Here is a 25392-nt window from a genome sequence, read left to right as displayed (position 1 = left end):
GCCGCAAGAGGCATCTTGAGGCGTCACCAATCAATCGCACATCGCAGCAGGAGCAGATATCATGAAATGGGAAGGCAATCGCGAAAGCGACAACGTGGAAGACCGCCGTGGCGAAGATGGCGGCGGGGGCGGCGGTGGGGGTGGCTTCGGCTTTGGCGGGCGCTCGATCGGCATCGGTACCATCGTCATCGCCCTCGTCGGCTCGTATGTGCTGGGCGTCAATCCCCTGACCTTGCTGAATCTGCTCAGCGGCGGTGGCGGCCAGGTCAGCACCCAGCAAAGCCAGGCGCCGGCGCGCCAGCCGCCCGAATCGGACGAGATGGCCCGCTTCGTGAAAACCGTGCTGGCCGATACGGAAGACACATGGAGCGCCCTGTTCAAGGCCGAAGGCGGCAGCTATGTGAAACCCAAGCTGGTGCTGTTTTCCGGCAGCACGCCGACCGCGTGCGGCACGGGCCAGAGCGCCAGCGGGCCTTTCTATTGCCCCGGCGACCAGAAAGTCTACCTGGACCTCGATTTCTTCAAGCTGATGCAGCAGCGCTTCAAGGTCTCGGGCGAATTCGCGGAAGCCTACGTGATCGCGCATGAAGTGGGCCACCACGTGCAAAACCTGATGGGCCTGTCCGAAAAAGTCGACAATGCGCGCCGCACGCAATCGGAACGCCAGGCCAACGCCATGTCCGTGCGCCTGGAACTGCAGGCCGACTGCTTTGCCGGCGTGTGGGCGTATCACGCCAACGCCGACCGCAAGATCCTGGAACAGGGCGACGTGGAAGCGGCACTGAAAGCGGCCACGGCCATCGGCGACGATGCGCTGCAGCGCCAGTCGCAAGGCCATGTCGTGCCGGACTCGTTTACGCACGGCACCTCGGAGCAGCGCGTGCGCTGGTTCAGCAAGGGCATAGCGAGCGGCCAGATTGCCCAGTGCAACACGTTTGAAGCGCGCCAGCTGTAAACACCACCCACGCATGCCGCCCTGCGGGCCGGCATGCGTCTATCAGGGCAAGCTGACGTCGTAGCGCTTGCCCAGTCTTTTCAGCTCGCCCGTCTCGATCAGGTTATTCAGTTCCTGGTCGAACTGCAGGCGCAGCTTGTCGAAAGTGGGCGAGCGGGGAAAGGCGAAATAACCGTTTTGTATGTCGATGACTTTGGGCAAGGGCTTTACCTGGCGTCCATAGCCGAGACGGGCAATCACGGGATCGGTGTTGCGGCGGTTGCTGACGAAGACGTCGACGTGATTGTGCACCAGCATCTTCAAGCCATTTTCCACATTATTGGCCACGCTGACCAGCAAGCCGGGCCGCACGCGCTCCCATTCCGCGCCATAGGCCCAGCCATTGAGCAGCACCACCCGGCGGTTCTTCAGCACGGCGTAGTCGCCATCCCAACTGAAGCTGGCGTTCTGGCGCGTATAAAAGACCATCTGGTCCTGGTAAAACGGCTTGTCGGAAAACGCCATGCTGGCGATGCGCTCGGGCGTCTTGTAGGGGCCGATCAGGATATCGGCCTGGCCCTGCACCAGCATGGCTTGCGCGCGCGCCCACGGCACCATGCGAAAACGCACGGTATGCCCCGTGCGCGCCGCCATCAAGCGCAACAGTTCCGCGCCCAGGCCGCCATACTCGCCACTCTCCTGGTACTCGAACACGCGTTCGAACTGCGCGCCCACAGCCAGCAGCTCGCGTGCCTGCAGGGGCACGGCAAATGCCGGCCACAGCAGCGCCAGGGCCAGCAGACGCCGCCCTGCTTTTTTCATCAGCCGACGATGCGCAAGGAGTAATCGGTGGCCCGCACATCCTTGGTCAGGCTGCCGATCGAAATGCGGTCCACGCCTGTTTCGGCAATGGCGCGCACGGTGTCGACATGGATGCCGCCCGACGCTTCGAGCAAGGCGCGGCCATCGGTCAAGGCCACGGCTTCGCGCAGCATGTCGTTGCTGAAGTTATCGAGCAAGACGGAGACGGCACCCGCATCCAGCGCTTCGCGCAATTGCGCCAGGGTTTCCACCTCGATTTGCACGGGCACGCCCGCATCGAGGTTGCGCGCGTTTTCCAGGGCCTGGCTGACGCCGCCCGCGGCTGCGATATGGTTTTCCTTGATCAGGATGCCGTCGTACAGGGCCAGGCGCTGGTTCTTGCCGCCGCCCACGCGCACCGCATACTTTTGCGCCAGGCGCAGGCCCGGCAAGGTCTTGCGCGTATCTAAAATGGACGCCTTGGTGCCGGCGACCACATCGACATACTGGCGCGTGGCCGTGGCGACCGCCGACAGCAGCTGCAGGAAATTGAGGGCGCTGCGCTCGGCCGTGAGCAAGGCGCGCGCCGGCGCTTTGATCGTGCACACGACGCTGTCGGCCGTCATCCTGTCGCCTTCGGCGTAATGCCAAACGATGTCGATGCTGCGGTCCAGGCTTTTCATGATGCCTTCGAACCACGGCGCACCGCACAGCACGGCCGCTTCGCGCACGATGACACGGGCCGTGACGATATGGTCGGGCGGCACCAGCTCGCCCGTCAGGTCGCACTGGCCCACGTCTTCCAGCAAGGCGGCCAGCAAATTGCCTTCGAACGCGCGCGCCAGGGCCGGGTCAAAAGGAGCGAAAGAATTAACGAGGGTACTCATGCTGGACCGATTCCTTGGAACAATGTGGTTTCTTTTGCCAGGTCCGCGCCCGGCTTGAGGCCCGCCTTCTTGGCGGCGGCGAAGTCGAGCATGCGATTGATCGAACGCACGGCCAGCTGGCCGACGGCAGGATCGACGTGGATTTCATTGTGCATGTTTTCCAGTGTCTGCGCCAGGTTCAGCAAGCCGTTCATGGCCATCCACGGGCAGTGCGCGCAGCTTTTGCACGTGGCGCTGTTGCCGGCCGTGGGCGCTTCGATGAAGCGCTTGCCCGGCGCGGCCGCGCGCATCTTGTGCAGGATGCCGTTGTCGGTGGCGACAATAAACGTGTCCGTGTCCATGGTTTGCGCCGCCGCAATCATTTGCGACGTGGAACCCACCATGTCGGCCAGCGCCACCACGTTGGCGGGCGATTCCGGGTGCACGAGCACCTTGGCTTGCGGATACTCTTCCTTGAGCAAATCGAGTTCGATGCCCTTGAATTCGTCATGCACGAGACAGCTGCCCTGCCACAGCAGCATGTCGGCGCCCGTCTGCTTCTGGATGTACGAGCCCAGGTGTTTATCGGGTGCCCAGAGGATTTTCTTGCCCTGCGCATGCAGGTGGGCAACGATATCGAGACCGATGGACGACGTCACCATCCAGTCCGCGCGCGCCTTCACGGCCGCGCTGGTGTTGGCGTAAACCACCACCGTGCGGTCCGGATGGGCATCGCAGAAGGCCGTGAATTCATCGACCGGGCAGCCGAGGTCGAGCGAGCAGGTCGCGTCGAGGTCGGGCATCAATACCGTTTTCTCGGGACTGAGGATCTTTGCCGTTTCACCCATGAAACGCACGCCGGCCACGACCAGGGTCTTGGCCGGATGGTCGCGCCCGAAGCGGGCCATTTCCAGGGAATCGGAGACGCAGCCGCCCGTGGCTTCGGCCAGGTCTTGCAGGTCGGCATCAACGTAGTAGTGGGCAACGAGCACGGCTTCGCGCTCGATCAGCAGGCGCTTGATGCGCGTGATCAGTTCGGCTTTTTCAGCCGGGGAAGGCGTCGCTGGCGTGCGTGCCCAGGCGTGGGCAGTGCAGCTGGCTCCGTCTTGTGGATGTTCATACTCGACGGATTTGATGGCTAAAGTTTGCATGGCTGTGTCAAACAAAAACGGGATAGACCGGCACGATGGCAATGAAGCAGGTGCGCCGGAACGAAAGGACCGCGGCGCGTCGGTGCGGTGCTGGTGGCTGGCGGTTGGCAACACTGGCTGGCATTGTCGGATTACGCTACGCCTCGGCGGCCCCGCTAATCCGACCTACGCGACCAACTCACCCTGACGTAGGTCGGATTAGCGCACAGCGCGTAATCCGACGCAACGCTAGCACACGAATTAATCGATACCCTGGCTCTTCAGGTAATCCTCATAGTTGCCGCGGTAATCGACCACTTCATCTTCCTTGATCTCGATGATGCGATTGGCCAGCGAGGAGACAAATTCGCGGTCATGCGACACGAAGATCAGGGTGCCCGCGTATTTTTCCAGCGCGATGTTCAAGGACTCGATCGATTCCATGTCCATGTGGTTGGTCGGCTCATCGAGCATCAGCACGTTGTGGCGGCCCAGCATCAGCTTGCCGTACATCATGCGGCCTTTTTCACCACCGGACAGTACCTTGACGGCCTTCTTGACATCGTCGCCGCCGAACAGCAAACGGCCCAGGATGGAGCGCACGGCCTGGTCGTCGTCGCCCTCTTTCGTCCACTGGCCGATCCAGTCGGTCAGGTTCGTGTCTTTGGCGAAATCTTCCGTCGGGTCTTGCGGCATGTAGCCCACGTTGGCGTTTTCCGCCCACTTCACGCGGCCCTGGTCCGGCTGCAAGCCGGCGATGTCGCCCGCGATGCAGCGCAGCATGGTGGTCTTGCCGGCGCCGTTGGCGCCGATGATGGCGATGCGTTCGCCCGCCTCGACCATGATGCTGAAATTCTTGAACAGCTGGCGGTCGAAGCCTTTCGAAATATTTTCGACTTCCACGGCCAGGCGGTGCAATTTCTTTTCGCCGTCGAAACGCACGAACGGATAGGCGCGCGACGATGGCTTGATGTCGTCGACCTTGATCTTTTCGATCTGCTTGGCGCGCGACGTCGCCTGGCGGGCCTTCGATTTGTTGGCGGCGAAGCGGCGCACGAATTCCTGCAGCTCGGCAACCTTGTCTTTCGCTTTCGCGTTGTTGGCCAGTTGCTGGTTGCGCGCCTGGGTCGAGGCGAACATGTATTCGTCGTAGTTGCCTGGATAAATCTTCAGGGTGCCGTAGTCCATGTCGGCCACGTGGGTGCAGACCTGGTTCAGGAAGTGGCGATCATGGGAAATGATGATCATGGTGGAATTGCGCTCGTTGAGCACGTCTTCCAGCCAGCGAATCGTGTTGATGTCCAGGTTATTCGTCGGCTCGTCGAGCAGCAGGATGTCCGGGTTCGAGAACAGCGCCTGCGCCAGCAGCACGCGCAGCTTCCAGCCTGGCGAGACATTGCTCATCGGGCCTTGATGCAGCTCGATGGCGACACCGGCGCCCAGCAGCAGTTCGCCGGCGCGCGATTCGGCCGTGTAGCCGTCGTATTCGGACACTTTGCCTTCCAGTTCGGCGGCCTGCATGTAGTCATCGTCCGTCGCTTCCGGGTTCGCGTAGATCGCGTCGCGCTGCTGGATGGCGGCCCACATTTCCGTGTGGCCCATCATGACGACGTCGAGCACGCGCATGTCTTCAAAGGCAAACTGGTCCTGGCGCAGCTTGCCCAGGCGCTCGTTGGTATCGAGCATGACGTTGCCGCCCGACGGATCCAGGTCGCCGCCCAGGATCTTCATGAACGTCGACTTGCCGCAGCCGTTCGCGCCGATCAAACCATAGCGGTTGCCGTCGCCGAACTTGACGGAGATATTCTCAAACAATGGCTTGGCGCCAAACTGCATCGTAATGTTAGCTGTAGAAAGCATTAGTGGGTCTTTATCCAGTGAAAACAGGTAGTTAAGTACTTTTCTCCCATTATACAGCACCCACCCTCATCACTCTATAGTGGTCCGCCAAGGGCGCTCCCGAGTGTATGCAGAGAAATAATGGCAAGAAAATATGATTGCCGTATCTCCATTTAGCGGCTACGCTGCGTGCCATCCGTTTTCTACCCTCCATATCACAGGCCTCACTTGAAAAAAATCACCATCGCCGCCGCCGTGGCCGCCATTGCCATCGCCGCCACCGCCTATGCGTCGCCGTACTACGCCTTGCACCAGATCAAGGCTGCGCTGGCCGAACGCAACGCCGACGCCCTGGCCACACACGTGGACTTCCCCGCCCTGCGCGCCAGCGTCAAGACGCAGCTGGAGGCCAGCATGGCGCGCAGCATCGAGGCGACAGCCGGCAGCGATAACCCGCTGGCCGCTCTGGGCCAATCGATCGCCAGCGCCATGCTGGGCAAGATGGTCGACACCATGGTCTCGCCCGCCGGCGTGGTGGCGCTGGTCAACAAGAGCGCCGTCAGCCCGCAAGCAAGCGACACGGCAGATGCGCCCGCCGATGGCGCACGGAAGAAGGCCGACTATTCGGCAGGCTATGCCGGCGTGAACACCTTCGTCGTGCGCGCGAAGGATGGCAATGCGCAGGAAGGCGCACTGGTCCTGCTGCGCCATGGCGTATGGGGCTGGAAGCTGAGTTCGATCGAGATTGCATCGGCGATGGCCGGACGCTAGGGACGAGCGAGCGGCAGCCTGTCGGGGCTGCGTTAGCCACCGCCCGCCATCAAAAGGTCATCGGCAGCCTGACCGAGATGGACACATCCGGCGTATCGCGCGTCAGACCGGCGCCCACGGACACGTTCAAGCTCCGGTCCTTGCCAAGGCGATACGAAAATCCCATCAGCAAGGTGCCAAGCTGCGTGCGCACGGAACCGGGCACGGTCAGGCCATTCTGGCGCGTGCGTCCAACGCTGCTGTGATCGTAGCCCAGGCTGAGCGACGCCTTTTCATTGAGCGCCAGACCGATGCCGAAATTCACGCCTAAGATTTTTCCCGGCTCGATGGTGCCCAGAGGTTCGCGCACGCCATTGAGCACCAGGCGGCTGACGTCGGTGCGCTTGAAGCTGTGCAGGTAGCTGATGCTGCCAAAAAATACGGCTGGATCAGAGGGAAACAGCCAGGTCAGGCTGGGCTGCAGGGAATAGAAACCGGAGCCGGTGGGCAAGTCCACCGGCAAGCCCGTGCCAGTCGCATTCTCGCCCACGCAGCGCTGCGTACAGTCGGTGACGACCTCGAACGGATCGCGTCCGGTGCGCGACTTGAAGCGCAGGCCGGCCACGTAGTACGGCTTGTCGGCGCCGCCATCGTTCAGTTGGTAGCGTGCCGCCACCTCGATATCGCCCAAGGCGCGCCCGCTCGTGTCAAAGACCCGCTCTACGGCCGTGCCCGTAAACAGTTCGCGGCTGACGGTGGCATCGGAGCGATAGACATAGGGCACCTTGGCTTCGACTTCAAGACGGTTGCTCAAGCCGGTACGCACGGCCAGGGCGGCCGTGAAGGTATTGCGCTTGACTTCGCGCACATCGATCAAGCCGATCAGCAAGGCGGGAATAATGGTGTAGCCGACCAGGGCGACCCTATTGCTGGACGAGTAACCGAATTGCATCGACGGTTCCAGCACGTAGCTCCCCTTGGGCGTGAGCACGCCTGGCTGTTCGAACAGGGGCGCCACTTCGGGCGGCCGGATGGGGCGGCTGGGAGCCTGCCCCACCGGCTGGGGCGTCGATGGCGACGGCGTCTCTGGAGCGGAGACGAGGTCCTGGACCTCCGCCAGCGACAGGTATGCCCCCCGCAAACCCGTGCCCCGCTGCCTGGCCAGGCGGTTATTGTCGAGAGGTTCGGTGCCCTGCAGCACCTCGATGCGGCGCTGTTGCTCATGCATCGATGCGCGCAGCGCGTCCAGCAGGTTCCGCTGTTGAGCCAGTTGCGCCTTCAGGCTTGCCAGCTGCGCCGCCAGATCGTCCTGGCCGGCGCCGGGTGCCTGCTGGGCCTGAACGGCTGCACACAGCAAAATAGCCGATACACCCGCCGTACCCAATCGCATTACGTAAAGATGCCGCATAGTCTCTCCCGATGACAAGCCCTGCCTGTCAATAGCCGGCCCGGGCAACACCTCCGCAAAGGCCAGGCGCTACTGCACGATGCCGCCCGGGAAATCCGGGCGGCTTGCTGAAAACCCTATTTGGATCCTGCCACCGTGCCTAGCGCATGTTGCAAGGTGTCCTGGAAGTTCGCCAACTTCAACAATGCAAGACTGTTCACGCTGCTATTCACGATCGTCTGGGTACGCAAGACCTGGTCATTCAAGCTGTTCTGGATCACGGTGGCGGCCATCGTTTGCGCCATCGGGCCTGACGAAAACACATTGCCGGCGCCATTTTGCAAGACATTCATCGAGGCGATTGCCGTCCGCGCCAGGCTCGCTTCCTCGACGCTCAGGTGCGCCACATCGGCAATCGTGAACGCCACGCTGGACACCACGTTGCCATTGATGCTGACCAGGCGCTCGATTCCCAACGACAAACTCAAGCCACCGGGCATGTCGAAGCCGCCACGCGCCTGCTCCAGCGTTTCCTCGCTGACCGCCGTCCAGCCCGTTTCCGGCAGTGCGGCGTAAGCATTCTGCGCGGCAACTAGCAGGCACGCCAGGCTAGCAGCGATCCACCGCTCTTTCTTATGCATACATCCTCCAGCGTGGCGTTTGCCCGCCATTAAAAATTCCCACCGTCATTCTTCGGCATGGTGAGCTGATCGAGGCCGCTGCGGCTGATCGCCAGTCCCAGCGGCGCTTGCGGCGCCGCGCGCCAGTCATCCACATCATTGAAGCGGCCCGCCTGCATTGCCACCTCAGTCGCCGCCGGCCCCGGCGTGGACGGCGTCGCGCGGCCATGGATCACAAACAGCAGGCGGCCCTGCCAGATCTCCTCGAAAGCGGCGCGCGGCATGGCCCGCGTGCCGCCGGCCGGATCGCCGATCAACACGCGGCTCTGGTTCAGTCCCTTGACCACGACGAAATGCCGGTAGCCTTTCTCGGCCACCAGCACGATGGCGGGAAAGCCCGCCTCGACCAACTTATCGAGCGGCAACTGAAACCCGTCGGCCAGAAAGCCTCGGGTCCCGAGGAAACGCTTGATATCGAGCAAGGAAAATCCTTCGCGACGGATCTTCTGCTGATCACCCTGCTGGTACATTTGCTCAAAAACAAACGCTTCCGTCACGGGATCGGCGTAATGATGGGTCAGCAGGGTGGCCACCGCGGCGGAGCCACAGCTGAAGTCGTATTGCTGATGCAAGGTGCGCTGGAATCGCGCCTCGCGCATGCTGACAACGGGCACCGCAAAGCGCGCGCTGCCAAAGGCGCCGATATCGGCCGCGCCAGCGCCTGGGGATGCCAGCCCGCCAAGCAAGGGCAGGCACAGCAGGAGCGGCGGGAATGTGCCGGGGGTGGCCATGCCTAGCGCAATTGCAAATTGATGATGGTGGCGTTCTGGATCAACACATTGGCGCCCGAATTCTGAATCACGATCGGGATGCCGGAAGCGTTGGCAAATGCGGCGCCATCGATCGTGTTGGCCCCCGTGTTGACGTAGCTGGCCGAGTTGCCCGTGACGAAACCACTCAGGCGCGCTTCATTGGTAATCGTCTCGGTGCCGCCACGCGCCTGGTCCAGCGCATATTCGCCAGCGGCCGGGCCAAGGCCCCCGGCCAAGGTCCCATCCGCCGCCAGCGGCATCAGCGCGGTCAGCGCAGTGGTCGTCGAAGCAACAATCGGCAGACTCAACTCTGGCCCGGCAAGCAAGGGCAGCGCCGTTGCTTCCTGTGCAGCCAAGGCACCTGTGGAAAGACAGGCCAGGCTGGCACAGCATATCGAATGAAAAAAAAGGCGCATGCTCATCCCCTTGTCCATGACCTGCGACGCTCCGCCGCGGCATTGCCACGGCGGAGCCTGACACCAAGCAGACGCTAGCTTAGTGTCCCACTGCCAGATTGGCCTGCACCGTCACACTTTGCTGTATCAGCGAAGAAATGCCGCTGTTCTGGCTGATGACCAGCAAGCCTGCCGCCGACTGCGCGGTACCGCTCATGGTGTTGGACATGTCGAACATGCCGGCATTGACGGCCACCGTGCCACCGGCACCGCCCGTGCCGCCAGCGCCGGAACCGCCCGTTGCCGCGCCGCCCGTGTTGGTGCCACCGCTACCGGCGGCGCCGCCACTATTGCTGCCGCCGCCGGCACCGCCGGCGCCGCCAGCACCGGCAATGGCGCTGCCGTTCGATGGCGAGCCGTTGCTAGCGCTGCCATTGCTCGAACTGCCGCCAGCCGCACCGGCGCCACCCGTGTTTTGCGCCATCCCGCTGCTGCCGCCATTACCGCCCGCCGCACCAGCGGCGCCGTTGCCGCCAGTACTGGTGCCACCCGCGCCGTCACCACCGGCACCACCGGCACCGCCAGTTGCCGCGGCCCCTGCACCGCCCGTACTCGTCAAGGCGGCGCCAGCGCCGCCAGCACCGGAGCTACCGGCACCGCCTGCGGCACCGGCACCTGCTGTATTGGTGCCACCGGCACCACCGGCGCCGCCCGTCGCCGTGCCACCGTTGGCAGTGGAGACGCCGCCACCGGAGTTCTTGGCCAGGCCGCCGGCACTGCCGCTGCCACCAGAGCCGCCAGCGGCGCTGCGGCTATAGCCACCGTCGCCACCTGCACCGCCGATGGATTTGCCGCTATCGCCGCCGTTACCGCCTGTCGTGCGGCCAGTATCGCCGCCAGAGCCGCCTTTGGCATCACCCGCCAGGCCGCCCTTGCCGCCGTTGCCGCCATAGATATCGCCACCGGCCGCACCACGGCCACCTGCGCCACCCTTGCCACCGGCACCGGCGTCGCCGCTGCTGGCATTCTTGGCCAGTCCACCGGCGCCACCGGCCCCGGCCGTGCTGTCACCCACCATCGCAGCGCCATTGATGGCACTGCCATTCCTGGCGCTGCCCCCTTTTGCGCCCGATGCGCCGTCGCCACCGATGGCCGCGCCGCCCCAGCCGCCCTTGCCGTAGGCATCGCCCCCCTGTGCGCTGCCGCCGATGCCACCCTTGCCTGTGCCACCGCTGGTATTGCCATTGTTGGTGGCGTAGTTGCCGATGTCACTGACCTTGTTACCCGACACCGCGCCACTGAGGGTGCTCGCTGCCGTCGCCGTCGATGTATTGAAGGCATTGGCAGCGTTGCTGGTGCTGGTGCTGCCATTGTTTGCCGCGGATGAACCCAGCGCAGTGGCTTTCGCGTCGCCGCTGCTATTGTTTTGCCCAGTGCTCTTGTCATTACTCTGGTCCGAGTTATTGTCTTGCGTAGCGGTGGAATGCGCGTTCGCCCCCGGCCCGGCACCGGACTGCGTCGAGGCATTGCTCGCCGTCTGGGTATTGACACCCGTGACATCATCGACCTTGGTCGAGCCATTGTTCTGGGCATGAGCGCTGAAACCGAAGGCCAGCGCTACCGCTGCCGCGATGAGAGTTTTTTTCATTGCAGTTTCCTCTTTAAAAGTTAATCAGGATGCTGGCACCAGACTGAAGCGTCGGGTCCACAGCTACACAGCAAATTTGGTGCCAGCAATGAAAAATTTGACCAAGCCATTGAATTCAAACGCCTTATTCGATGATCTTCGGCTTGCATGGCATTCCCCCCGGAAACTTGGCAAGCAAAACACAGAAAACTGTCGCAGCCGTGCGCCACCCGCCTTTCCGGTTCCGCTTACAAGAACAGCGCTATCTACGCAAAATCAAGCACTTGCAAGGTGCCACGCCGCTCCGGCGCCTGTCTCAATCCTGTTACACCGTTTCAGCTGTGACAATCCACGCGCGGACCGCAGGATTTCCCTGATGCGCCAGGTTCAAGATTCAATATTGAGCTTTTTGATCAGCCGGTACAGCGTCATGCGCGACACGCCCAGGTCGCGCGCGGCCTTGCTGATATTGCTGCCAGCACTGGCCAGGCAGGCCTGCACGGCTTCACGGTCCGCACGCCAGCGAATGCCGTCGAGTGCGACATCGGCGCCTGACTCGTCCGCAACGGACAAGCCCAGATCTTGCGGCATGATCGCCCTGCCTTCGGCCATCACCATGGCGCGCCGCACCCGGTTGATCAATTCGCGCACATTGCCCGGCCAGGTATGACTGCAGATTGCTTCGACGGCGGCGTGGCTGAAGCCGCGCACCAGCGGCGCCCGCTCCGACACATAAGTGGCAAAAAAATGGTTTGCCAGCAACATCAAGTCTTCCTTCCTGTCGCGCAAAGGAGGCACATCGAGCGCCAGCACGTTGAGCCGGTAGTACAAATCCTCGCGAAACTTCCCCTGCCGCACGGCCTCCAGCAAATTGACATGCGAGGCGGCAATGACGCGCGCGTCTACGGCGGTGCTGTGCGTGGCGCCGACACGGTAGATCGTTTTTTCCTGCAGGAAGCGCAGCAAATTGGTTTGCAGGGGGAGCGGCAAATCGCCTATCTCGTCAAGAAATACCGTGCCTCCGGCCGCCGACTCGATCAAGCCCCGCTTCTCGCGCGTGGCGCCCGTGAACGCGCCCCGTTCATGGCCAAACAGCTCGGATTGCGCCAGGCCTGCCGGAATCGCGCCACAGTTGATAGGCACGAAGGGGCCTGCCGCCCGCGCGGAATGGACATGTATGGCTTGCGCTGTCAATTCCTTGCCACTGCCCGACTCGCCCCAGATCAGCACAGGCGCGCTGGCGCCGGCGACCTTGAGGATCTGGCGCCGCAAACGGCCAATGGCGGCGCCGCTGCCCTTTAACGACATATCAGGCAGTTCCAGTGCGCACCGCGGCGCGTCCGGCAGCTCGCGCAAAGTGGCGTAGCCATATGCATGGCCCAGGGTATGCCGCAGTCGCAGCATGTCGACAGGCAAAGTGTGATAATCATGGCAATGGTCACGGACCAGGCGCCGGCATGCGGCCACTTGCAAGGCGCGCGGTGGAAAAATGCCCACCCATTGCATATCCCAATGCTGATGCAAGAAACTGTCGAGTTCTCCCAGCCCGTCGAACGAAGAAATCAGTACCCCAACCGGAAAGGCCTGCGTGCGCAGCGCGCGTGCCGCGGCCGCCAGGCCTGTCACGCTGCACACTTGCCAGCCTTCCCACGCCACGCCAAACTGCCGCATGCCTGGCTCATGCAGCAAACCATTGCCACTCAAGTCGATACACAATAACTGTCGTTTCAACATCCAGCCTCCAAATGGACTGAGATCATCAGAAAGCATCGTGCCACCGCGTCCCGCAAGAAGAAGCACCCTGCGGGGCAGTGAATGAAGCCTTAATAATCAATGGCTTAAGATAAGGACTGGTAAAGAAATACCGGCGCTGGAATAGCTCTCTGGCAGGGTAGCGAGATTTGTGTATATGTGTGACAATCTTATTGATGCATATCACTGTGGCACAAAAAAATACTTTTCTTTTATAGCGAGTTTGTATTTCTGCCACACTGCACTTTCCATCGCCATCCCAGGTGCGGGCAAGCCGTTCGACATCTTTTTCTTCACGGACGACGCACCTCCAGAGATTCCATGCTGACAAAACCTGTTCTTACGCTGGCCATCGCCGCCTGCCTCGCCAACACGGGCATGGCTGCCGCCCCCCTCGATCTGGCCGAGCGCAGCCACTCTGTCGCCTCACGCATGCAGGCGGAAACGTCGCATGCCGCCGATCCCGACGCCCCCGCGCCGCTGCCCGTGCCCAGCGACATCTCGCTGGCCGAACTGGAGCGCCGCCTGGCATTGGGCCAGGCGCAGGCGGCTGAAAAACACTACACGAGCGCGCTCGATCCGGCCGCGCTGGCGGCCCTGGCACAGCAGATGGGGTGCCACGATATTGTCGGCGTGCAGCCGTTCGGCTTCCCGCTGGAACGGGCGCAGCCCACCGTCCTGAGCGGCGCGCACCTGCTGGCCCGCTGCCCGGACCGGGCCTACGTGACGATCACGGCCATGTCGATGGCGGGCAAGACGGGCAAGCGCGCCAGCATGTCACCGCAGTCGTTCAAGCAGACGGTGGATGGCCGGCCGGCGCGGCGCCTGTACTACAAGGCGCCCAGCGGCCGCCAGAAGGAATCGCTGACCATTGTCGACGGCAGTTATGCCTATGCGTTGGAATACTGGTCGCTCGATGATAGCCAGCAGAGCGGCATCGCGGGAGAACGGCGGCTGGAGAAAGTATCGTCGCTGCCTCCGCCCGGCCTCATGGCGGCGCCAGCGATGCGCGGGCATGGCCGGGAACGAGATAAGCCATGAATGTCAACAAGATCAGCAGGACAGCAAGCAATGCCCTTGCCATCAGCAGCGTGGTGCTGGGGCCGGCGGGCGTATATGCTTTTTTGATCGCGTCCCTGTGCAGCATGTTCTTTGACATGACGTCCGGCACGGCCCTTGCGTGGATCGGTGGTCCGCTGTTTGTTGTGTTTGGTATTCTGGGAGGTATATTTTTACCCGACAGCTTGCGCAAGGCAAACATCATCGGCTAGCGGCGGCAAGCATGCCGCCGCTAGTGGCAAGGCCCGTTTACATGCCCAGGGACTTGAGCAGGTCGGCGTTGTCGTCGTCTTCCGGTTCCGCTGCAGGCGCCGGGGAGGCGTCGCGTTCGCGGTTCGCGTATTCCGTATCCATCAGCGAGTCGGCATCGACTTCGCGCGAATCGAAATCGTGCAACTTGATGAACTCGGTCCGGTCGATCGCCAGTTCCAGATAGAAAATATTGTTCTTTTCCGTGTAGAAGGTGACGCGGCGCATTTCCGGGCGGTCCAGCGGCGTGTCGACGCTGAGCATCACCTGCTTGTTCAGCACCAGCATCTTCGGCTGGCTCTGGGTGATATTCGTCTGCAGTTCGCGCCGCACCTTGCCAGTGAAATCGCCCACGATCTGGTTCATCAGCTCGCCCATGATGTTCGACACTTCGTCCGACGTGTAGAAGCTGGCCAGCTCCGACTTCGGCATACCCATGTGCAACATGTAGCGCTCGTAGATTTCCATCGCCGTATCGGCGGCAAAATTGAGCACGACCAGGCCCGTGAAGCCACCATCGAACATCACGAAGCAGCCGATGTCCGGCTTCAGGCCGGTCTTGGTGATGCGCTGCACCATGCCCGAATAATTGACCTTGCTTTGCGTTGCAACGTTGAGCACCCGAACCACCGAGTTGCACAAACTCATCAACAAATCTTCTGTACCGTACACAACATCCTTTTCTGCATCCATGAGCAACCTCTCCTACTATTTTAAAGATGACAGCACCGTTCCCTGCCCGCGGCGAGCCGAAACACGACCGTTTCGCTCAGCTGTCGGACGACTTCACCTTTGCATGCCTGACCTTGCGTGGCAGCGCGCGCCGCGTTGCCGCCAGCACGCACCGCCCTCTTACCTTTTTCTGTATAGAAATAAGTATCATGCGCAGAATACCCAGATGTAACATTTCCGTCCAGCCATACCTGCATTTACTTGACGATCTGTGCGGAAATACCATACGCCGCCGTCCGCGGGAACACGCTGCGGGCGGCTAGCCGACCATGCTCAAGGCCCGGGGCCGCCGCGCGGCAGGCCGTGGCGCGCCGGTCGTCGTCGATGGCGGCGCGTCCTTCATGCGAAATACCTGCACGACTTGCGCCAACTGCGCCGCCTGCTCCTGCATGGCATTGGCCGCGGCCGCCGCTTCCTCGACCAGGGCCGCATTTTGCTGCGTCACCTGATCCATCTGGCTGATGGCTTCATTCACCTGTTCGATGCCGACGCGCTGTTCTTCGCTCGCATCCGTGATGTCGCCGATGATGGCGCTCAGGCGCTGGACACTGTCGACCACCTCCTGCATGGTGGCGCCGGCCTGGTCGACCAGCTTGCTGCCCGCGCCCACCGTCTCCACCGAATCATCGATCAAGCCCTTGATTTCCCTGGCGGCGCTGGCCGAACGCTGGGCCAGGTTGCGCACTTCTGTGGCGACCACGGCAAAACCGCGTCCCTGCTCGCCCGCGCGGGCCGCCTCCACGGCGGCATTCAGGGCCAGGATATTCGTCTGGAAGGCGATGCCGTCGATCACGCCGATGATATCGGCAATCTTGCGCGAGGAATCATTGATCGATCCCATGGTCTGTACCACTTCGGAGACCACCGCACCGCCCTTGATTGCCACGGCAGAGGCCGCCGACGCCAGCGAGCGCGCCGCCAGCGCATTGTCCGCGTTCTGCTGGACGGCCGCCGTCAGCTCTTCCATCGACGACGCCGTCTCTTCCAGCGAACTGGCCTGCTGTTCCGTGCGCGACGACAAGTCCATATTGCCTGCCGCAATCTGGCTCGACGCCGTGGCGATCGTCTCCGTGCCGCCGCGCACCTCGCCCACGATGCGCACCAGCGCGGCATTCATGTCGCGCAGGGCGGCCATCAATTCCCCCGTTTCATCCTGCGAACGCACGACGATGTCGCTGCCCAGGTCGCCCTGCGCCACGCGCTGGGCCAGCGCCACGGCTTCGGCCAGCGGCACGGTGATATTCCGCGTCAACAAGATGGCCAGGACCGCCGCCAGCACGACGGCGGCAGCGCCCCCGCCCAGCAGCACCACGTTGGTGCGCCATTTCAGCGCGGCCGCCTCGTCGGCACGCTGCGTCAGCAGCATACTTTCCGTCTTGCCTATGTCCGCCAGCAGGACGCGCATCGCATCCATGGCCGCCTTGCCCTTGCCGGCCTGCTCGGCCGCCACGACCGCATCGAGGCTGCCGTCGGCCGCCGCCGCGCGGCGCAGGGCGATGACGGGGTCGATGGCGCTCGCTTGCCATTGCCGCTGGGTATGCTCCAGCGCCGCCAGGCGCTCCTGCTGCGCCGGATTGTCCGACGTCAGGGCGCGGATCTTCCGCAAGTGTTCGCCAAAACTGCGCTGGCCCAAGGCCATCGGCTCGAGCGAGCCATCCTTGCCGGTGAGGGCAAAGCCGCGCTGGCCCGTTTCGATATTGATCAGGCTTTCCAGCAGGCCACTGGCTTCTGCCAGCACCTCGTAGGTGTGCACGTTCAAGCCATTGGCGACGCCGAGCCGCGACAAATTCGTCTGTGCAGAGGCGACCAGGATCGCCAGCACGGCGACGACGGCGCCGAAGGCCAGGTACAGGCGGGTGCCGATCTTTAAGTTGGACAATGCCATTGTGATTCTCCATTCAGGTGGCGCGAGATAAAAATGCTGTCCAGGACAAACATCGGGACATCATCATAGCGATAAAAATGGAAACATTTGTTGCTTTTAGTCTACAATTTATATCTTTTCGTCTATTTGTTGCCCTATGGATCGTCTGTCTGCCCTGTTGATGCGCCTGGACTTTTCTGCCGACACCTTCTTCGAGGGAGCATTTTGCGGCCGCAGCCACTTCCCGGCCCAGCCCGGAATTGGCCACCTGCACCTCGTGCGGCAGGGACCGGCGGCCTTCACGCATGAGGACGGCACGCGGCTGCAAGTCGAGCAGCCCGCGCTGATTTTCTACCCGCGCCCGCTGGCGCATGCACTGGACACGGGCGCTGGCACGGCGCGCCTGCTGTGCGCCACCGTCCGCCTGGCCGGCGGCGACGACGCCGTGATCGACAGCCTGCCGTCCTGCCTGCACGTCCCGCTGGCGCAGGCGCCGGCCATGGATGGCGTGCTCGGGCTGCTGTCCGACGAGGCGCAGCATGGCGGCCTGGGGCAGAAACTGCTGCTCAACCGCCTGTGCGACGTGCTGATCGTCCAGCTGCTGCGCCATGCGCTGGCCGGCAAGCTGATGTCGGCGGCGCGCCTGTTCGGCCTGTCCGACCCCGCGCTCGCCAAGGCCCTGGCGGCCATGCACGACCATCCCGGGCGCCACTGGACGGTGGCATCGCTGGCGACCCTGAGCGGCATGTCGCGCAGCCGCTTCGCGCGCCACTTCCACGCGGTCGTCGCTTGCCCGCCGGCCGAATACCTGACGGGCCAGCGCATGCTGCGCGCCCAGGCGCTGCTCCGGCAAGGCTGGCTGGTGCAGGATGTCGCGCTGGAAGTGGGCTATGGCAGCCAGCCGGCCTTCACCCGCGCCTTCCGCGCCTGCACCAGACTGTCGCCGCGCGAATGGCTGGCACAGGCAGGACGGGCAGATGTGCCGCCCGAGTGAAATGGATGGGAGCTAAAAGTCGAGTGCCCGCAGCACCACGCCGCTGACCAGCAGATCGCGGCTCAGGTGAGCGAAGGCGCGCTGGCCGATGCGCAGGCGGTGCGTGTCGAAGATGGCCAGCAAGTCGCCGCCCTGCCCCTGGTCCAGGCTGCGCAATGCCGTCGCGGTGATGCGGCACGTCTTTTCCACCCCGAAGACGGTCAGATGGAAACGGATGGCGTCGCGCGTCGGTTCAATCGCGATGCTGTCGCGCAGGATGTCATAGGGCATGGCTGGGGCGCGCGCTCAGGTGGCGGACGTAGCGGCCACAGCGACATGCCGGGGCAAGTCGATGATGAAGACGCAACCGTGGCCAGGCACGCTCTCCACGCGCAAATTGCCGCCATTCGCTTCCACGCTGCGCCGGGCAATCGACAGGCCCAGTCCCAGGCCCGTCTTGTTGGCGCCGCCTTGCGTAAAAGGCAGAAACATCTCATCCGCCGCCTCGGGCGCCAGGCCGGCGCCGTTGTCCTCCACCTCGATCCTGATCCGTTCGCCATTCGCATACGCGCGCAGCACCACGGTGCCATTCGGCGCGCCGAACTTGAACGCATTCTGCAGCAGGTTGCCCACGGCGGAAAGCAGCAGATCCTGGTCCGCATGGAGCTGCAGCGAGGGAGCGACGTCTTCCACGACCAGCGTGCAGTGTACCAAGTCCGCTTCCAGCTTGGCCGAATAGCTCAGTTCACTGATGAAGTTGCTCAGGAAGAAGACTGAGCGCTGCAAGCTCAGGCCCGCCTCCATCCGCACTTCCGCCAGCGAACGGTCGATCAGGGTACGCAAACCCACGAGGCTGCGGTCGAGCACGGCCCCGGTCGCGCCTGCCACACCCATGCCGCCCTGCTTGAGCGCGGCGACAGCCAGGCCGGCCGTTCCCAGGTGATTGCGCAGTTCGTGGGCTAGGTAACCGATGCGCTGGCTCAGTGCCAATGCCTGTTCATTGGCAATCAGCACGTCGCGCCGCTGGGTAAATTCCGACACGGCTTCGGCAATGCCGTTGTCGAGGCAGCGGTTCAGCGTCCTGAATTCCTCGACGGCAAATTGCTCACCGAGTGCCACGGCAAGATCGCTGACGGCCTGGCACAGGTCACCATAATCGTGTACCACCTGGCTGACGGAATAGCCGAGCGCCAGCAGCTGCCTGCCGTGCGTGGTGGCGCTGTCGGCCAGTTCCGATGTGGCCAGCGCTTCACCATCGGCGGGGCCGGAAATGGCCAGGCTTTGCCCCATCTTGCCCTCCTCTTCCGCCTTCAGGGTGCGGATCAGCTGATCCAGGAAGATGGGTATGCCTTCTCTTAACTGTATTTCGGTCGAAAAACGCAGTGGCCGCTTGGCGACTTTGTCACGGCAACGGCGCTCCAGTTCGGCGCGATTTTCCGCTAGGAATAAATGCATCATGACGTTTTCAGCAATCTCAATGATTAATAATAAGTAAGCCTAACGCGATGACCTGGCAAGCACCGTCTGCTACCGTACAGATTCGCGCACGCGCCGGTGCCGTGCAGCACACGCACCGGCCATGCCCTGTGCTATTGTCATCAGCTACATCACCAGGCAGGAGCCATGCATGAGCAACATCGTTACCAGCGTCTCGTTCCGCTACATCGATCCACGCCACAAGGAACCGGGCCCGAGCAGGGAATTCATCAATCAGAACATTTTGCTGCCGCCGGGCGCCCATCTGCCGCGCATGGGCGAAGCCATCGAACTCATGCACTGGGACTTGAACCGCGACATGAAATCCGGCGTGTATTCCGTCCTGTTTGTCCACACGCGCATTGCCTTGTTTGATGGCAACGACAAGCCTTCCGGCTGGCACACCACGATCACCGTGGGACCGCAGTCCGATGCGATCGACGAGCGTTTCCTCACCGCCCCTTCCTGACGGCCGTGCGCCCCTTGTACCAGGCAGGCTTGAACCCCTAAAATAGTATTCTATATTTATATTAAACATGACCGTGACGGCAGCCGGTGGCACAGTTACGCGCAATGCAAGGAAGTCAATGAGCACACTTTTAGAACAGGCAACGGCGGAAATGACGGCGGCAGTGGAGGCGTGGTTTGTCGAGCGCCTGCAGCGCACCGACCTGGAAAGCGCCGTGAATCGCACCACCTTACAGATGGGCATCTTCAGTGATTTTTTGCTCGACTACAAACCCGGACGCACCACGGCCGACGATTTCCAGCTGACTGATACCGATGCGTTCGCGCCAAGGACGCCATCGCGCCTCGATGAAGCCGTCGTGCGCGACAGCATCGCGCCCAAACTGGCGGCCATGGTGCAAGCGAAGCTGGAAACACTGGCCGACACGCCCCTGATCGACTACCGCTTCAGCTTTCGCGGGAAATTCCAGACGGCACAGGGCAAGCTGCACCTGAAGCTGATCGACTATGTCAACGAAGGCAAGCGCCAGACCTTGCTCGGACACATACACACGTACATCACGCAAAAACTCGAGCACGGCAGCAGGCCGACAAAAAAGCTGGAAACCTTCTTCCTGGCGCGCCACCTGCTCGATCCGTACCTGTTTCCACAGCCTGATATCGCCTGGACGATCGCGCAATTCGAGCGCATCGAGCAGCTCAACAAGTCACGCCCGCAAGCGCTGGCAGAACATCGCAGCGATATCATCCAGGCCGTGTCGGCCTGGGCGGAGAAGCAGTTCCTGCCGCAGTTCTATGACGTGCAGCAATCGAGCTACCGCGCCACCGAATACACCCTGAAAACGGCTGCGGTGCCCGATGCGCAAGGGCTGCAGCCGATCGACCTGCTGCTGTATGGCGCCGTGATGATACTGCGCCACGAACCGAGCTACGCCAAGTCGAAAGGCCTCAAATTCCTGGAAATCGCGCGTGAACTGGGCAGCGAACGGGCCGTGCGCATGCTCAAGGAAGGCAGCGGCACCTTCGCCGATGCCGACATCCACGTAAAAAATGCGCTGCTGGAATGCCGCGCCAACGATGTGTTTGCCACGATCAGCATCACCATCGTCCGCGAAGAGGAAGGCGCGTATGGGCAGGCGCTGGCCTTCATCACGCATTTGCTGCACAACGGTTTCCCGAAAAGCTACCAGATCAAGCTCAAATCCAGGGCCAAGGCCTACCTGCCCATCAAGGGACTGGCAAAATCCGACACGCACCGCTTCTTTGCCAACGCCCTTGCCTATGCCCCCCTGCAGCCGCAACTGGAAGCGTATGCGCGCGCGGCCATCGAGCAATTCGAATTCTATGCCGACACGGAAGGCGAAAAGAATTGCATGCCCGGCAGCTATGCCGTGTTTGGGCTGGGCTTGCTCGACTCTGGCTATTTCCCGCTGGTGCAGCACTACATGAAGAACGTCGACGAGGAACACCAGAGCGTGCAGAATCAGTTCACGGCCGCCTTCGCCGAACAACATGGCGTGACGACGGAGTCCATCCCCGTGCTGGCGGCATGCCTGCGCGCGTGCACGGACAGCGCTAAAGTGAAAATCCAGGCGGAACTGGAGGACGTGGAGAAACTGGAATTGTTCTGCCAGCAACTGCAAGGGCTGGAAGGCTATCTGGTCGAGCACATGCTGTATCCGGTCTGGGGCACGCTGGAAAAACTGGCCACCCTGGCGCGCAAGGCCGAAGGGCGGCGCAAGGAGCTGCTGCTGGCCCTGCTTGAAGCGGCCAGCAAGGCGCACGCCTGAGGTGGACAACGTTGCGTGCGCAACGTTATGACTTTCACCATATATAATGCGGGCGCCGAAATTGCCCCAAAGCATCTTTTGGCGCCTGACATTGAATCGTGGAGAAAATACATGCATCAAACGCAACAAACATCGCACACTTTCCTGCTGGCAGCAAGCTTTGCCGCCGCCGTGGCACTGGCCCAGCCCGCCATCGCCGCCGACGCTGCGGAACTCGCGCCGCTGGACGTGACCAATCTGTACATCAAGACCATCATCAACCAGGATGAAGCCAGCGTCGCCAGGCTCAATGCCTACCTGCGCCCCACCCGCCTGGCGGGCCAGCAGAGCGCAGAGTACGCTTCGTACAGCGGCCTGCAGGAGACGACTGCGCAATTCCCGAAAGAAACGGGCAAGCTGATCGCCGACCTGTTCCCGGCCGCCATGCGCGCGGCCGTCACGCCGGCCGCTGAATTGCTGGCCGCGAATGTCATCGCCGCCAAGAATGGCGCCGTGTGCCAGGCCACCAAGGCGGACCCTGTGACGGTGGAAAACGGCATGCAGACGGCCACCGTCAGCTTCGCATGCCAGCTCGTCAAGGTGCCGGTGGCATGGGCGGCTGCCGCACAGCAGCTGGCGAAGAGCGGCTGCAAGGTCGAGCAATGCACGGCCGGCCTGAATAAGATCGCCGCCACTTACACCAGCTCGCCGAAGCAGACGTGGCGTGCCGTATTCGCCGTCAGCCGCGAAAAGAATTCGGAAGCCTGGCGCAACGATTTCGCGCGCGAAACCTTCGATGAAATCTGGGAATATCTGTAATCCTTCACTCATCTCTGGACTCCGGTGGATAAACCCAAACTGACACCCGTCGCCCAGCCAGCAGGCCTGGCCCTGCTGCGCCTGCTCGACCCCGAGCATGTGGAAGGCGCGCTGGTCCAGCAAGCGCTGGCGCAGGATTTACCCGCGCTGCACGGCAAGCAATTGCTGGCGCTGCTGCGCCGGCTGCGCGCCGCGCAGTCCAACCAGCAGAACTATGCAGGCGCCAGCCCAGCGCAGGCCGAGCAGCAGTTCGGCGCCGCCATCGCCGCCGTCAAGACAGAGCTGGCCACGCGCCCGCACCTACCCAACAAGCAGGAAGCGAAGGCCCTGCGCCAGGCGGCGGCAAAGAGGCGCTGAGCGGGTCTGCGGTGCGCAGGCGGACACGGCCCTCCTTCTATAATCGGTGACGATACCTTGTTTCCCGCACTGAAAGGATTCCCCATGCCCATATCAATCTCCCGCCATGTAGTCGGCTGTGCCCTGCTGGCCTGGTCCAGCCTGGCGACCGCGCAGGCTGTCCCGGCCCCGCAAATCGGTCCCGTCGATGCGCGCGCCGTGTGGACGGAACGTTCGCTGTCGGCCTGCCGCAGCGAAGAGTCGCCCACCGCGCCCGACGTCTGCCTGCTGCGCACCATGCAGCGCTCCGGCGCGCACCCGCAAGCCATCGCTGCCGCCAGGATGCTGGTAAAAGCGGACAAGGCCGGCTTCATTTCCGCCTGGCGTCCGCTGGGCAAGGCGGCCCTGGCCACCGTCACCTATCCGTTTCGCGCCAACACGAATGAAGGCACCTTGCTGATCGGCAGCGATGGCGCCGCCATCGACGTCGACGAAGGCTCCGTGCGCGAGGAAGACCGCGCTAGCGAAGCCTGGCGCGCGTTTGCCGCCGCCCACCCGGACGCCGTGCCGTTCGCGCCCGCCGACTTTATTGGCAGCACGGCCACCGGCGACGGCGGCCAGAGCGTGCTGTTCTCCACGCCCCTGAAAAGTTGCCATGCCTGCACCGAGGATGGGGCCCTGCTGGTTGCCTACACGATCGACGAGGCAGGCATCGTGCGCGAGCGAAAACTATTGACGATCAAATAATGCTGCGTCAAAGATAAGATAGAATTGCTTGATGGCATGTACGAGTACATGCCATCGATCCACTACTTATCACGGGAAAACATGCGCCGCTCTTGCCTTGCTCTGCACCTCACCGCCACCCTGCTGCTGTCCAGCCCCTTCCACCTCGCCACTGCCGCGCCCGCCGCCAGCGCTGCCACGCCTCTGGTCATCGGCGAAAGTTTCAGCATCGATTCGCAGGTGCTGCAGGAAAAGCGCCACATCAATGTGTACATGGCGCGCGCCTGGGATACGCCACCCGATGCGCCGCTGCCCGTGCTGTACATGCCGGACGGCGGCGTGGCCGAAGACTTCTTACACGTGGCCGGCCTGCTGCAAGTGTCGGTAGCGAATGGCACCATGCGTCCGTTCATGCTGGTCGGCATGCAAAACACGCAGCGCCGGCGCGATTTGACGGGCCCGACGGACAGCGCCGAAGACCGCAAGATCGCCCCCGTGGTAGGCGGCGCGCCCGCCTACCGCGCCTTTATCCGCGACGAACTGATGCCGGAAGTCAAACGCCGCTACCGCACGACGGGCGAAACGGCCATCGTCGGCGAATCGCTGGCCGGCCTGTTCGTGGTGGAAACGTATCTGCTGGAACCGCGGCTGTTCGACCATTACCTGGCGTTCGACCCCAGCCTGTGGTGGAATCATGGCGCCCTGCCGCGCCAGGCGGCAGCCCTGCTGGCGCAAGGCGCGCCGGGCAAGCGCAGCCTGTATCTGGCGTCCAGCAGCGAAACGGGCATCGCCGTGGAAGTGCAGCGCCTGGCCGGGGTGCTGCAAGTACAGGCGCCACGCGGCTTGCAATGGCACCTGGAAAAGATGCCGGAAGAAACCCATGGCACGATCTACCACCCGGCAGCCCTGAAGGCGTTCCGCAGCGTCTTCCAGCCGCAGGCGCCGGCTGGCCAATAAAACATGGACAAAGTGTAATCTTGCAAGGGGCCCGTCCGCAAGATCGGGCGGGTAGAATCGGCGGCCCTGCTTTTCCCGCCCGAGTCCAGATACCCATGAGCTTTTTGCAATTATTAATCCTTTCCATCGTCCAGGGCTTTGCCGAGCTGCTGCCCGTGTCCAGCTCCGCCCACGTCATCATGGCGGAGAAACTGATGGGTCTCGATCCCACCTCGCCGGAGCTGACCATGCTGCTGGTGATGCTGCACACGGGCACCATGTTCGCCGTCATCGTGTATTTCTGGGCATCCTGGCGCGCCACGTATTTCAGTTCGGCCAGCGCCTTCCGCAGCAATGTGCTGCTGCTCGCTGGCGCCACGGCCCTGACGGGCATCGTCGGCTTTGGCTTGCTGAAAGGCATTACGCACGTCATGAGCAAGGATGCGCCCGGCTTTGAAATCGAGCACCTGTTTGGCAACGCGACACTGATGGCCGCCGCGCTGGCCGCCGCCGGCGTGCTGATCATTGTGTCGTCGCGCCTGCAAGCGCGCCAGCATGGCACCTTGTCCATCGGCAAAGCGATGCTGATCGGCGCCGTGCAGGGTCTTTGCCTGCCCTTGCGCGGCTTTTCCCGCTCGGGCGCCACCATTTCAACGGGCATCGCAATGGGCGTGCCGCAGCGCCGCGCCGAGGAATTCAGCTTTGCCCTGGCCGTCGTGCTGACGCCCGCCGTGCTGGTCAAGGAAGGCTGGCGCTTCTACCAGGCCGTGGCAAATGGCAGCCTCGACCATCTGGAACACGGCAACAGCGTGTTGCACCTGCTCGGCCCCAGCCTGCTGGGCATGCTGCTCTCATTCCTGGCCGGCTTGCTGGCCCTGCGCTGGCTGTCGCGCTGGCTGGAACAGGGGCGCTGGCATTTCTTTGGCGCCTATTGCCTGCTGGCCTCGTTGGTGGTGCTGTACGTAGGGTAAAATCGCCGGGTTTACGTTGAACACCTATAAAACCTGCTGCGCGTCGTGATTTACGGCCTGCGATGCTCACTGCACCTTCGTACAGTTGCGCTTCTCGGCCG

General features: G+C 62.8%; 26 protein-coding genes. 12 read left to right on the top strand and 14 right to left on the bottom strand.

Annotated features, from left to right (window positions below):
* The first annotated feature begins 61 nt into the window (after positions 1 to 61).
* Positions 62 to 955 (top strand): KPN_02809 family neutral zinc metallopeptidase, encoded by an 894-nt coding sequence (gene ypfJ, locus AC54AF_RS18130; protein ID WP_496637652.1) that lies wholly within the window; start codon positions 62 to 64, stop codon positions 953 to 955.
* 42 nt (positions 956 to 997) lie between these two features.
* Here ypfJ and AC54AF_RS18125 read toward each other — a convergent pair whose 3' ends face one another.
* The 4 genes from AC54AF_RS18125 to AC54AF_RS18110 form a co-directional block, all read right to left on the bottom strand.
* Positions 998 to 1756, bottom strand: coding sequence for a substrate-binding periplasmic protein (locus tag AC54AF_RS18125; RefSeq protein WP_496637651.1), 759 nt, complete (start codon positions 1754 to 1756; stop codon positions 998 to 1000).
* A complete protein-coding gene (gene nadC / locus AC54AF_RS18120) occupies positions 1756 to 2622 on the bottom strand; it encodes a carboxylating nicotinate-nucleotide diphosphorylase (RefSeq protein ID WP_496637650.1) in 867 nt (288 codons plus the stop codon). The genes AC54AF_RS18125 and nadC overlap by 1 nt, the downstream gene beginning before the upstream one ends.
* Entirely contained in the window at positions 2619 to 3752 is a 1134-nt protein-coding gene (nadA, locus tag AC54AF_RS18115) for a quinolinate synthase NadA (RefSeq protein WP_034756048.1), read from the bottom strand. The genes nadC and nadA overlap by 4 nt, the downstream gene beginning before the upstream one ends.
* Before the next feature lie 240 nt (positions 3753 to 3992).
* Positions 3993 to 5591: an ABC-F family ATPase gene (locus AC54AF_RS18110; protein ID WP_131686473.1), complete on the bottom strand. Its 1599-nt coding sequence runs from the start codon at positions 5589 to 5591 to the stop codon at positions 3993 to 3995.
* A 207-nt stretch (positions 5592 to 5798) separates the two neighbouring features.
* Between AC54AF_RS18110 and AC54AF_RS18105 the strand changes: the two genes are divergently transcribed.
* Positions 5799 to 6341: a DUF2939 domain-containing protein gene (locus AC54AF_RS18105; RefSeq protein WP_496637649.1), complete on the top strand. Its 543-nt coding sequence runs from the start codon at positions 5799 to 5801 to the stop codon at positions 6339 to 6341.
* 49 nt (positions 6342 to 6390) lie between these two features.
* On the opposite strand, the gene AC54AF_RS18100 is transcribed toward AC54AF_RS18105, so the two are convergent.
* The 6 genes from AC54AF_RS18100 to AC54AF_RS18075 form a co-directional block, all read right to left on the bottom strand.
* Positions 6391 to 7728 carry an acetate kinase gene (locus AC54AF_RS18100; RefSeq protein ID WP_496637648.1) on the bottom strand — a complete coding sequence of 446 codons (1338 nt, stop codon included), beginning with the start codon at positions 7726 to 7728 and terminating at the stop codon, positions 6391 to 6393.
* Between the two features lie 116 nt (positions 7729 to 7844).
* Complete coding sequence (locus tag AC54AF_RS18095; protein WP_496637647.1) at positions 7845 to 8348, bottom strand: hypothetical protein; 504 nt, start codon at positions 8346 to 8348, stop codon at positions 7845 to 7847.
* A 29-nt stretch (positions 8349 to 8377) separates the two neighbouring features.
* Entirely contained in the window at positions 8378 to 9118 is a 741-nt protein-coding gene (locus AC54AF_RS18090; RefSeq protein ID WP_496637646.1) for a C39 family peptidase, read from the bottom strand.
* Between the two features lie 2 nt (positions 9119 to 9120).
* Complete coding sequence (locus AC54AF_RS18085) at positions 9121 to 9573, bottom strand: hypothetical protein (RefSeq protein ID WP_496637645.1); 453 nt, start codon at positions 9571 to 9573, stop codon at positions 9121 to 9123.
* A 61-nt stretch (positions 9574 to 9634) separates the two neighbouring features.
* On the bottom strand, positions 9635 to 11182 hold the full coding sequence (locus AC54AF_RS18080) for a hypothetical protein (protein WP_496637644.1): 1548 nt from the start codon (positions 11180 to 11182) through the stop codon (positions 9635 to 9637).
* A gap of 366 nt (positions 11183 to 11548) precedes the next feature.
* Positions 11549 to 12895: a sigma-54 interaction domain-containing protein gene (locus AC54AF_RS18075; protein ID WP_496637643.1), complete on the bottom strand. Its 1347-nt coding sequence runs from the start codon at positions 12893 to 12895 to the stop codon at positions 11549 to 11551.
* Positions 12896 to 13234: 339 nt separating this feature from the next.
* Here AC54AF_RS18075 and AC54AF_RS18070 point away from each other — a divergent pair, with 339 nt between their 5' ends.
* Both AC54AF_RS18070 and AC54AF_RS18065 read left to right on the top strand, forming a co-directional pair.
* Positions 13235 to 13954 (top strand): hypothetical protein, encoded by a 720-nt coding sequence (locus tag AC54AF_RS18070; protein ID WP_496637642.1) that lies wholly within the window; start codon positions 13235 to 13237, stop codon positions 13952 to 13954.
* Positions 13951 to 14184, top strand: a complete 234-nt coding sequence (locus AC54AF_RS18065) for a hypothetical protein (RefSeq protein ID WP_496637641.1) — start codon at positions 13951 to 13953, stop codon at positions 14182 to 14184. The genes AC54AF_RS18070 and AC54AF_RS18065 overlap by 4 nt, the downstream gene beginning before the upstream one ends.
* A gap of 37 nt (positions 14185 to 14221) precedes the next feature.
* Here the strand turns inward: AC54AF_RS18065 and AC54AF_RS18060 are convergent, their stop codons facing one another.
* Both AC54AF_RS18060 and AC54AF_RS18055 read right to left on the bottom strand, forming a co-directional pair.
* Positions 14222 to 14914 (bottom strand): DUF3334 family protein, encoded by a 693-nt coding sequence (locus AC54AF_RS18060; protein WP_496637640.1) that lies wholly within the window; start codon positions 14912 to 14914, stop codon positions 14222 to 14224.
* A 298-nt stretch (positions 14915 to 15212) separates the two neighbouring features.
* Entirely contained in the window at positions 15213 to 16838 is a 1626-nt protein-coding gene (locus AC54AF_RS18055; protein ID WP_496637639.1) for a methyl-accepting chemotaxis protein, read from the bottom strand.
* A gap of 136 nt (positions 16839 to 16974) precedes the next feature.
* Between AC54AF_RS18055 and AC54AF_RS18050 the strand changes: the two genes are divergently transcribed.
* Positions 16975 to 17811, top strand: a complete 837-nt coding sequence (locus tag AC54AF_RS18050; RefSeq protein ID WP_496637638.1) for an AraC family transcriptional regulator — start codon at positions 16975 to 16977, stop codon at positions 17809 to 17811.
* Between the two features lie 12 nt (positions 17812 to 17823).
* Here the strand turns inward: AC54AF_RS18050 and AC54AF_RS18045 are convergent, their stop codons facing one another.
* Positions 17824 to 18081 (bottom strand): DUF1488 family protein, encoded by a 258-nt coding sequence (locus AC54AF_RS18045; protein ID WP_131686463.1) that lies wholly within the window; start codon positions 18079 to 18081, stop codon positions 17824 to 17826.
* A gap of 15 nt (positions 18082 to 18096) precedes the next feature.
* Entirely contained in the window at positions 18097 to 19248 is a 1152-nt protein-coding gene (locus AC54AF_RS18040) for a sensor histidine kinase (RefSeq protein WP_496637637.1), read from the bottom strand.
* Positions 19249 to 19417: 169 nt separating this feature from the next.
* Between AC54AF_RS18040 and AC54AF_RS18035 the strand changes: the two genes are divergently transcribed.
* From AC54AF_RS18035 to AC54AF_RS18005, 7 genes are all read left to right on the top strand, one after another.
* Positions 19418 to 19735, top strand: a complete 318-nt coding sequence (locus AC54AF_RS18035) for a hypothetical protein (protein WP_131686462.1) — start codon at positions 19418 to 19420, stop codon at positions 19733 to 19735.
* 118 nt (positions 19736 to 19853) lie between these two features.
* The gene (locus AC54AF_RS18030; protein ID WP_496637636.1) at positions 19854 to 21524 is read left to right on the top strand and encodes a DUF6138 family protein; all 1671 of its coding nucleotides are present in this window, start codon (positions 19854 to 19856) and stop codon (positions 21522 to 21524) included.
* Between the two features lie 111 nt (positions 21525 to 21635).
* Complete coding sequence (locus tag AC54AF_RS18025; RefSeq protein ID WP_496637635.1) at positions 21636 to 22322, top strand: hypothetical protein; 687 nt, start codon at positions 21636 to 21638, stop codon at positions 22320 to 22322.
* A gap of 24 nt (positions 22323 to 22346) precedes the next feature.
* Positions 22347 to 22679 (top strand): hypothetical protein, encoded by a 333-nt coding sequence (locus AC54AF_RS18020; RefSeq protein WP_496637634.1) that lies wholly within the window; start codon positions 22347 to 22349, stop codon positions 22677 to 22679.
* An 84-nt stretch (positions 22680 to 22763) separates the two neighbouring features.
* On the top strand, positions 22764 to 23405 hold the full coding sequence (locus AC54AF_RS18015) for a hypothetical protein (protein ID WP_496637633.1): 642 nt from the start codon (positions 22764 to 22766) through the stop codon (positions 23403 to 23405).
* An 81-nt stretch (positions 23406 to 23486) separates the two neighbouring features.
* The gene (locus tag AC54AF_RS18010; protein ID WP_496637632.1) at positions 23487 to 24341 is read left to right on the top strand and encodes an alpha/beta hydrolase; all 855 of its coding nucleotides are present in this window, start codon (positions 23487 to 23489) and stop codon (positions 24339 to 24341) included.
* 95 nt (positions 24342 to 24436) lie between these two features.
* Positions 24437 to 25291, top strand: coding sequence for an undecaprenyl-diphosphate phosphatase (locus AC54AF_RS18005; protein WP_496637631.1), 855 nt, complete (start codon positions 24437 to 24439; stop codon positions 25289 to 25291).
* The last annotated feature ends 101 nt before the right edge of the window (positions 25292 to 25392 follow it).

Source organism: Janthinobacterium sp. JF4, assembly GCF_059617925.1.
The sequence above is the reverse complement of the archived record's forward strand: the minus strand, read 5'-3'. Positions and strand labels throughout refer to the sequence as shown.

Excerpts from the sequence above, each read along its gene's own strand:
- ypfJ (WP_496637652.1), top strand. The coding sequence starts at position 62 with ATGAAATGGGAAGGCAATCGCGAAAGCGACAACGTGGAAGACCGCCGT.
- AC54AF_RS18125 (WP_496637651.1), bottom strand. The coding sequence starts at position 1,756 with ATGAAAAAAGCAGGGCGGCGTCTGCTGGCCCTGGCGCTGCTGTGGCCG.
- nadC (WP_496637650.1), bottom strand. The coding sequence starts at position 2,622 with ATGAGTACCCTCGTTAATTCTTTCGCTCCTTTTGACCCGGCCCTGGCG.
- nadA (WP_034756048.1), bottom strand. The coding sequence starts at position 3,752 with ATGCAAACTTTAGCCATCAAATCCGTCGAGTATGAACATCCACAAGAC.
- AC54AF_RS18110 (WP_131686473.1), bottom strand. The coding sequence starts at position 5,591 with ATGCTTTCTACAGCTAACATTACGATGCAGTTTGGCGCCAAGCCATTG.
- AC54AF_RS18100 (WP_496637648.1), bottom strand. The coding sequence starts at position 7,728 with ATGCGGCATCTTTACGTAATGCGATTGGGTACGGCGGGTGTATCGGCT.
- AC54AF_RS18095 (WP_496637647.1), bottom strand. The coding sequence starts at position 8,348 with ATGCATAAGAAAGAGCGGTGGATCGCTGCTAGCCTGGCGTGCCTGCTA.
- AC54AF_RS18090 (WP_496637646.1), bottom strand. The coding sequence starts at position 9,118 with ATGGCCACCCCCGGCACATTCCCGCCGCTCCTGCTGTGCCTGCCCTTG.
- AC54AF_RS18085 (WP_496637645.1), bottom strand. The coding sequence starts at position 9,573 with ATGGACAAGGGGATGAGCATGCGCCTTTTTTTTCATTCGATATGCTGT.
- AC54AF_RS18080 (WP_496637644.1), bottom strand. The coding sequence starts at position 11,182 with ATGAAAAAAACTCTCATCGCGGCAGCGGTAGCGCTGGCCTTCGGTTTC.
- AC54AF_RS18075 (WP_496637643.1), bottom strand. The coding sequence starts at position 12,895 with ATGTTGAAACGACAGTTATTGTGTATCGACTTGAGTGGCAATGGTTTG.
- AC54AF_RS18070 (WP_496637642.1), top strand. The coding sequence starts at position 13,235 with ATGCTGACAAAACCTGTTCTTACGCTGGCCATCGCCGCCTGCCTCGCC.
- AC54AF_RS18065 (WP_496637641.1), top strand. The coding sequence starts at position 13,951 with ATGAATGTCAACAAGATCAGCAGGACAGCAAGCAATGCCCTTGCCATC.
- AC54AF_RS18060 (WP_496637640.1), bottom strand. The coding sequence starts at position 14,914 with ATGGATGCAGAAAAGGATGTTGTGTACGGTACAGAAGATTTGTTGATG.
- AC54AF_RS18055 (WP_496637639.1), bottom strand. The coding sequence starts at position 16,838 with ATGGCATTGTCCAACTTAAAGATCGGCACCCGCCTGTACCTGGCCTTC.
- AC54AF_RS18050 (WP_496637638.1), top strand. The coding sequence starts at position 16,975 with ATGGATCGTCTGTCTGCCCTGTTGATGCGCCTGGACTTTTCTGCCGAC.
- AC54AF_RS18045 (WP_131686463.1), bottom strand. The coding sequence starts at position 18,081 with ATGCCCTATGACATCCTGCGCGACAGCATCGCGATTGAACCGACGCGC.
- AC54AF_RS18040 (WP_496637637.1), bottom strand. The coding sequence starts at position 19,248 with ATGATGCATTTATTCCTAGCGGAAAATCGCGCCGAACTGGAGCGCCGT.
- AC54AF_RS18035 (WP_131686462.1), top strand. The coding sequence starts at position 19,418 with ATGAGCAACATCGTTACCAGCGTCTCGTTCCGCTACATCGATCCACGC.
- AC54AF_RS18030 (WP_496637636.1), top strand. The coding sequence starts at position 19,854 with ATGAGCACACTTTTAGAACAGGCAACGGCGGAAATGACGGCGGCAGTG.
- AC54AF_RS18025 (WP_496637635.1), top strand. The coding sequence starts at position 21,636 with ATGCATCAAACGCAACAAACATCGCACACTTTCCTGCTGGCAGCAAGC.
- AC54AF_RS18015 (WP_496637633.1), top strand. The coding sequence starts at position 22,764 with ATGCCCATATCAATCTCCCGCCATGTAGTCGGCTGTGCCCTGCTGGCC.
- AC54AF_RS18010 (WP_496637632.1), top strand. The coding sequence starts at position 23,487 with ATGCGCCGCTCTTGCCTTGCTCTGCACCTCACCGCCACCCTGCTGCTG.
- AC54AF_RS18005 (WP_496637631.1), top strand. The coding sequence starts at position 24,437 with ATGAGCTTTTTGCAATTATTAATCCTTTCCATCGTCCAGGGCTTTGCC.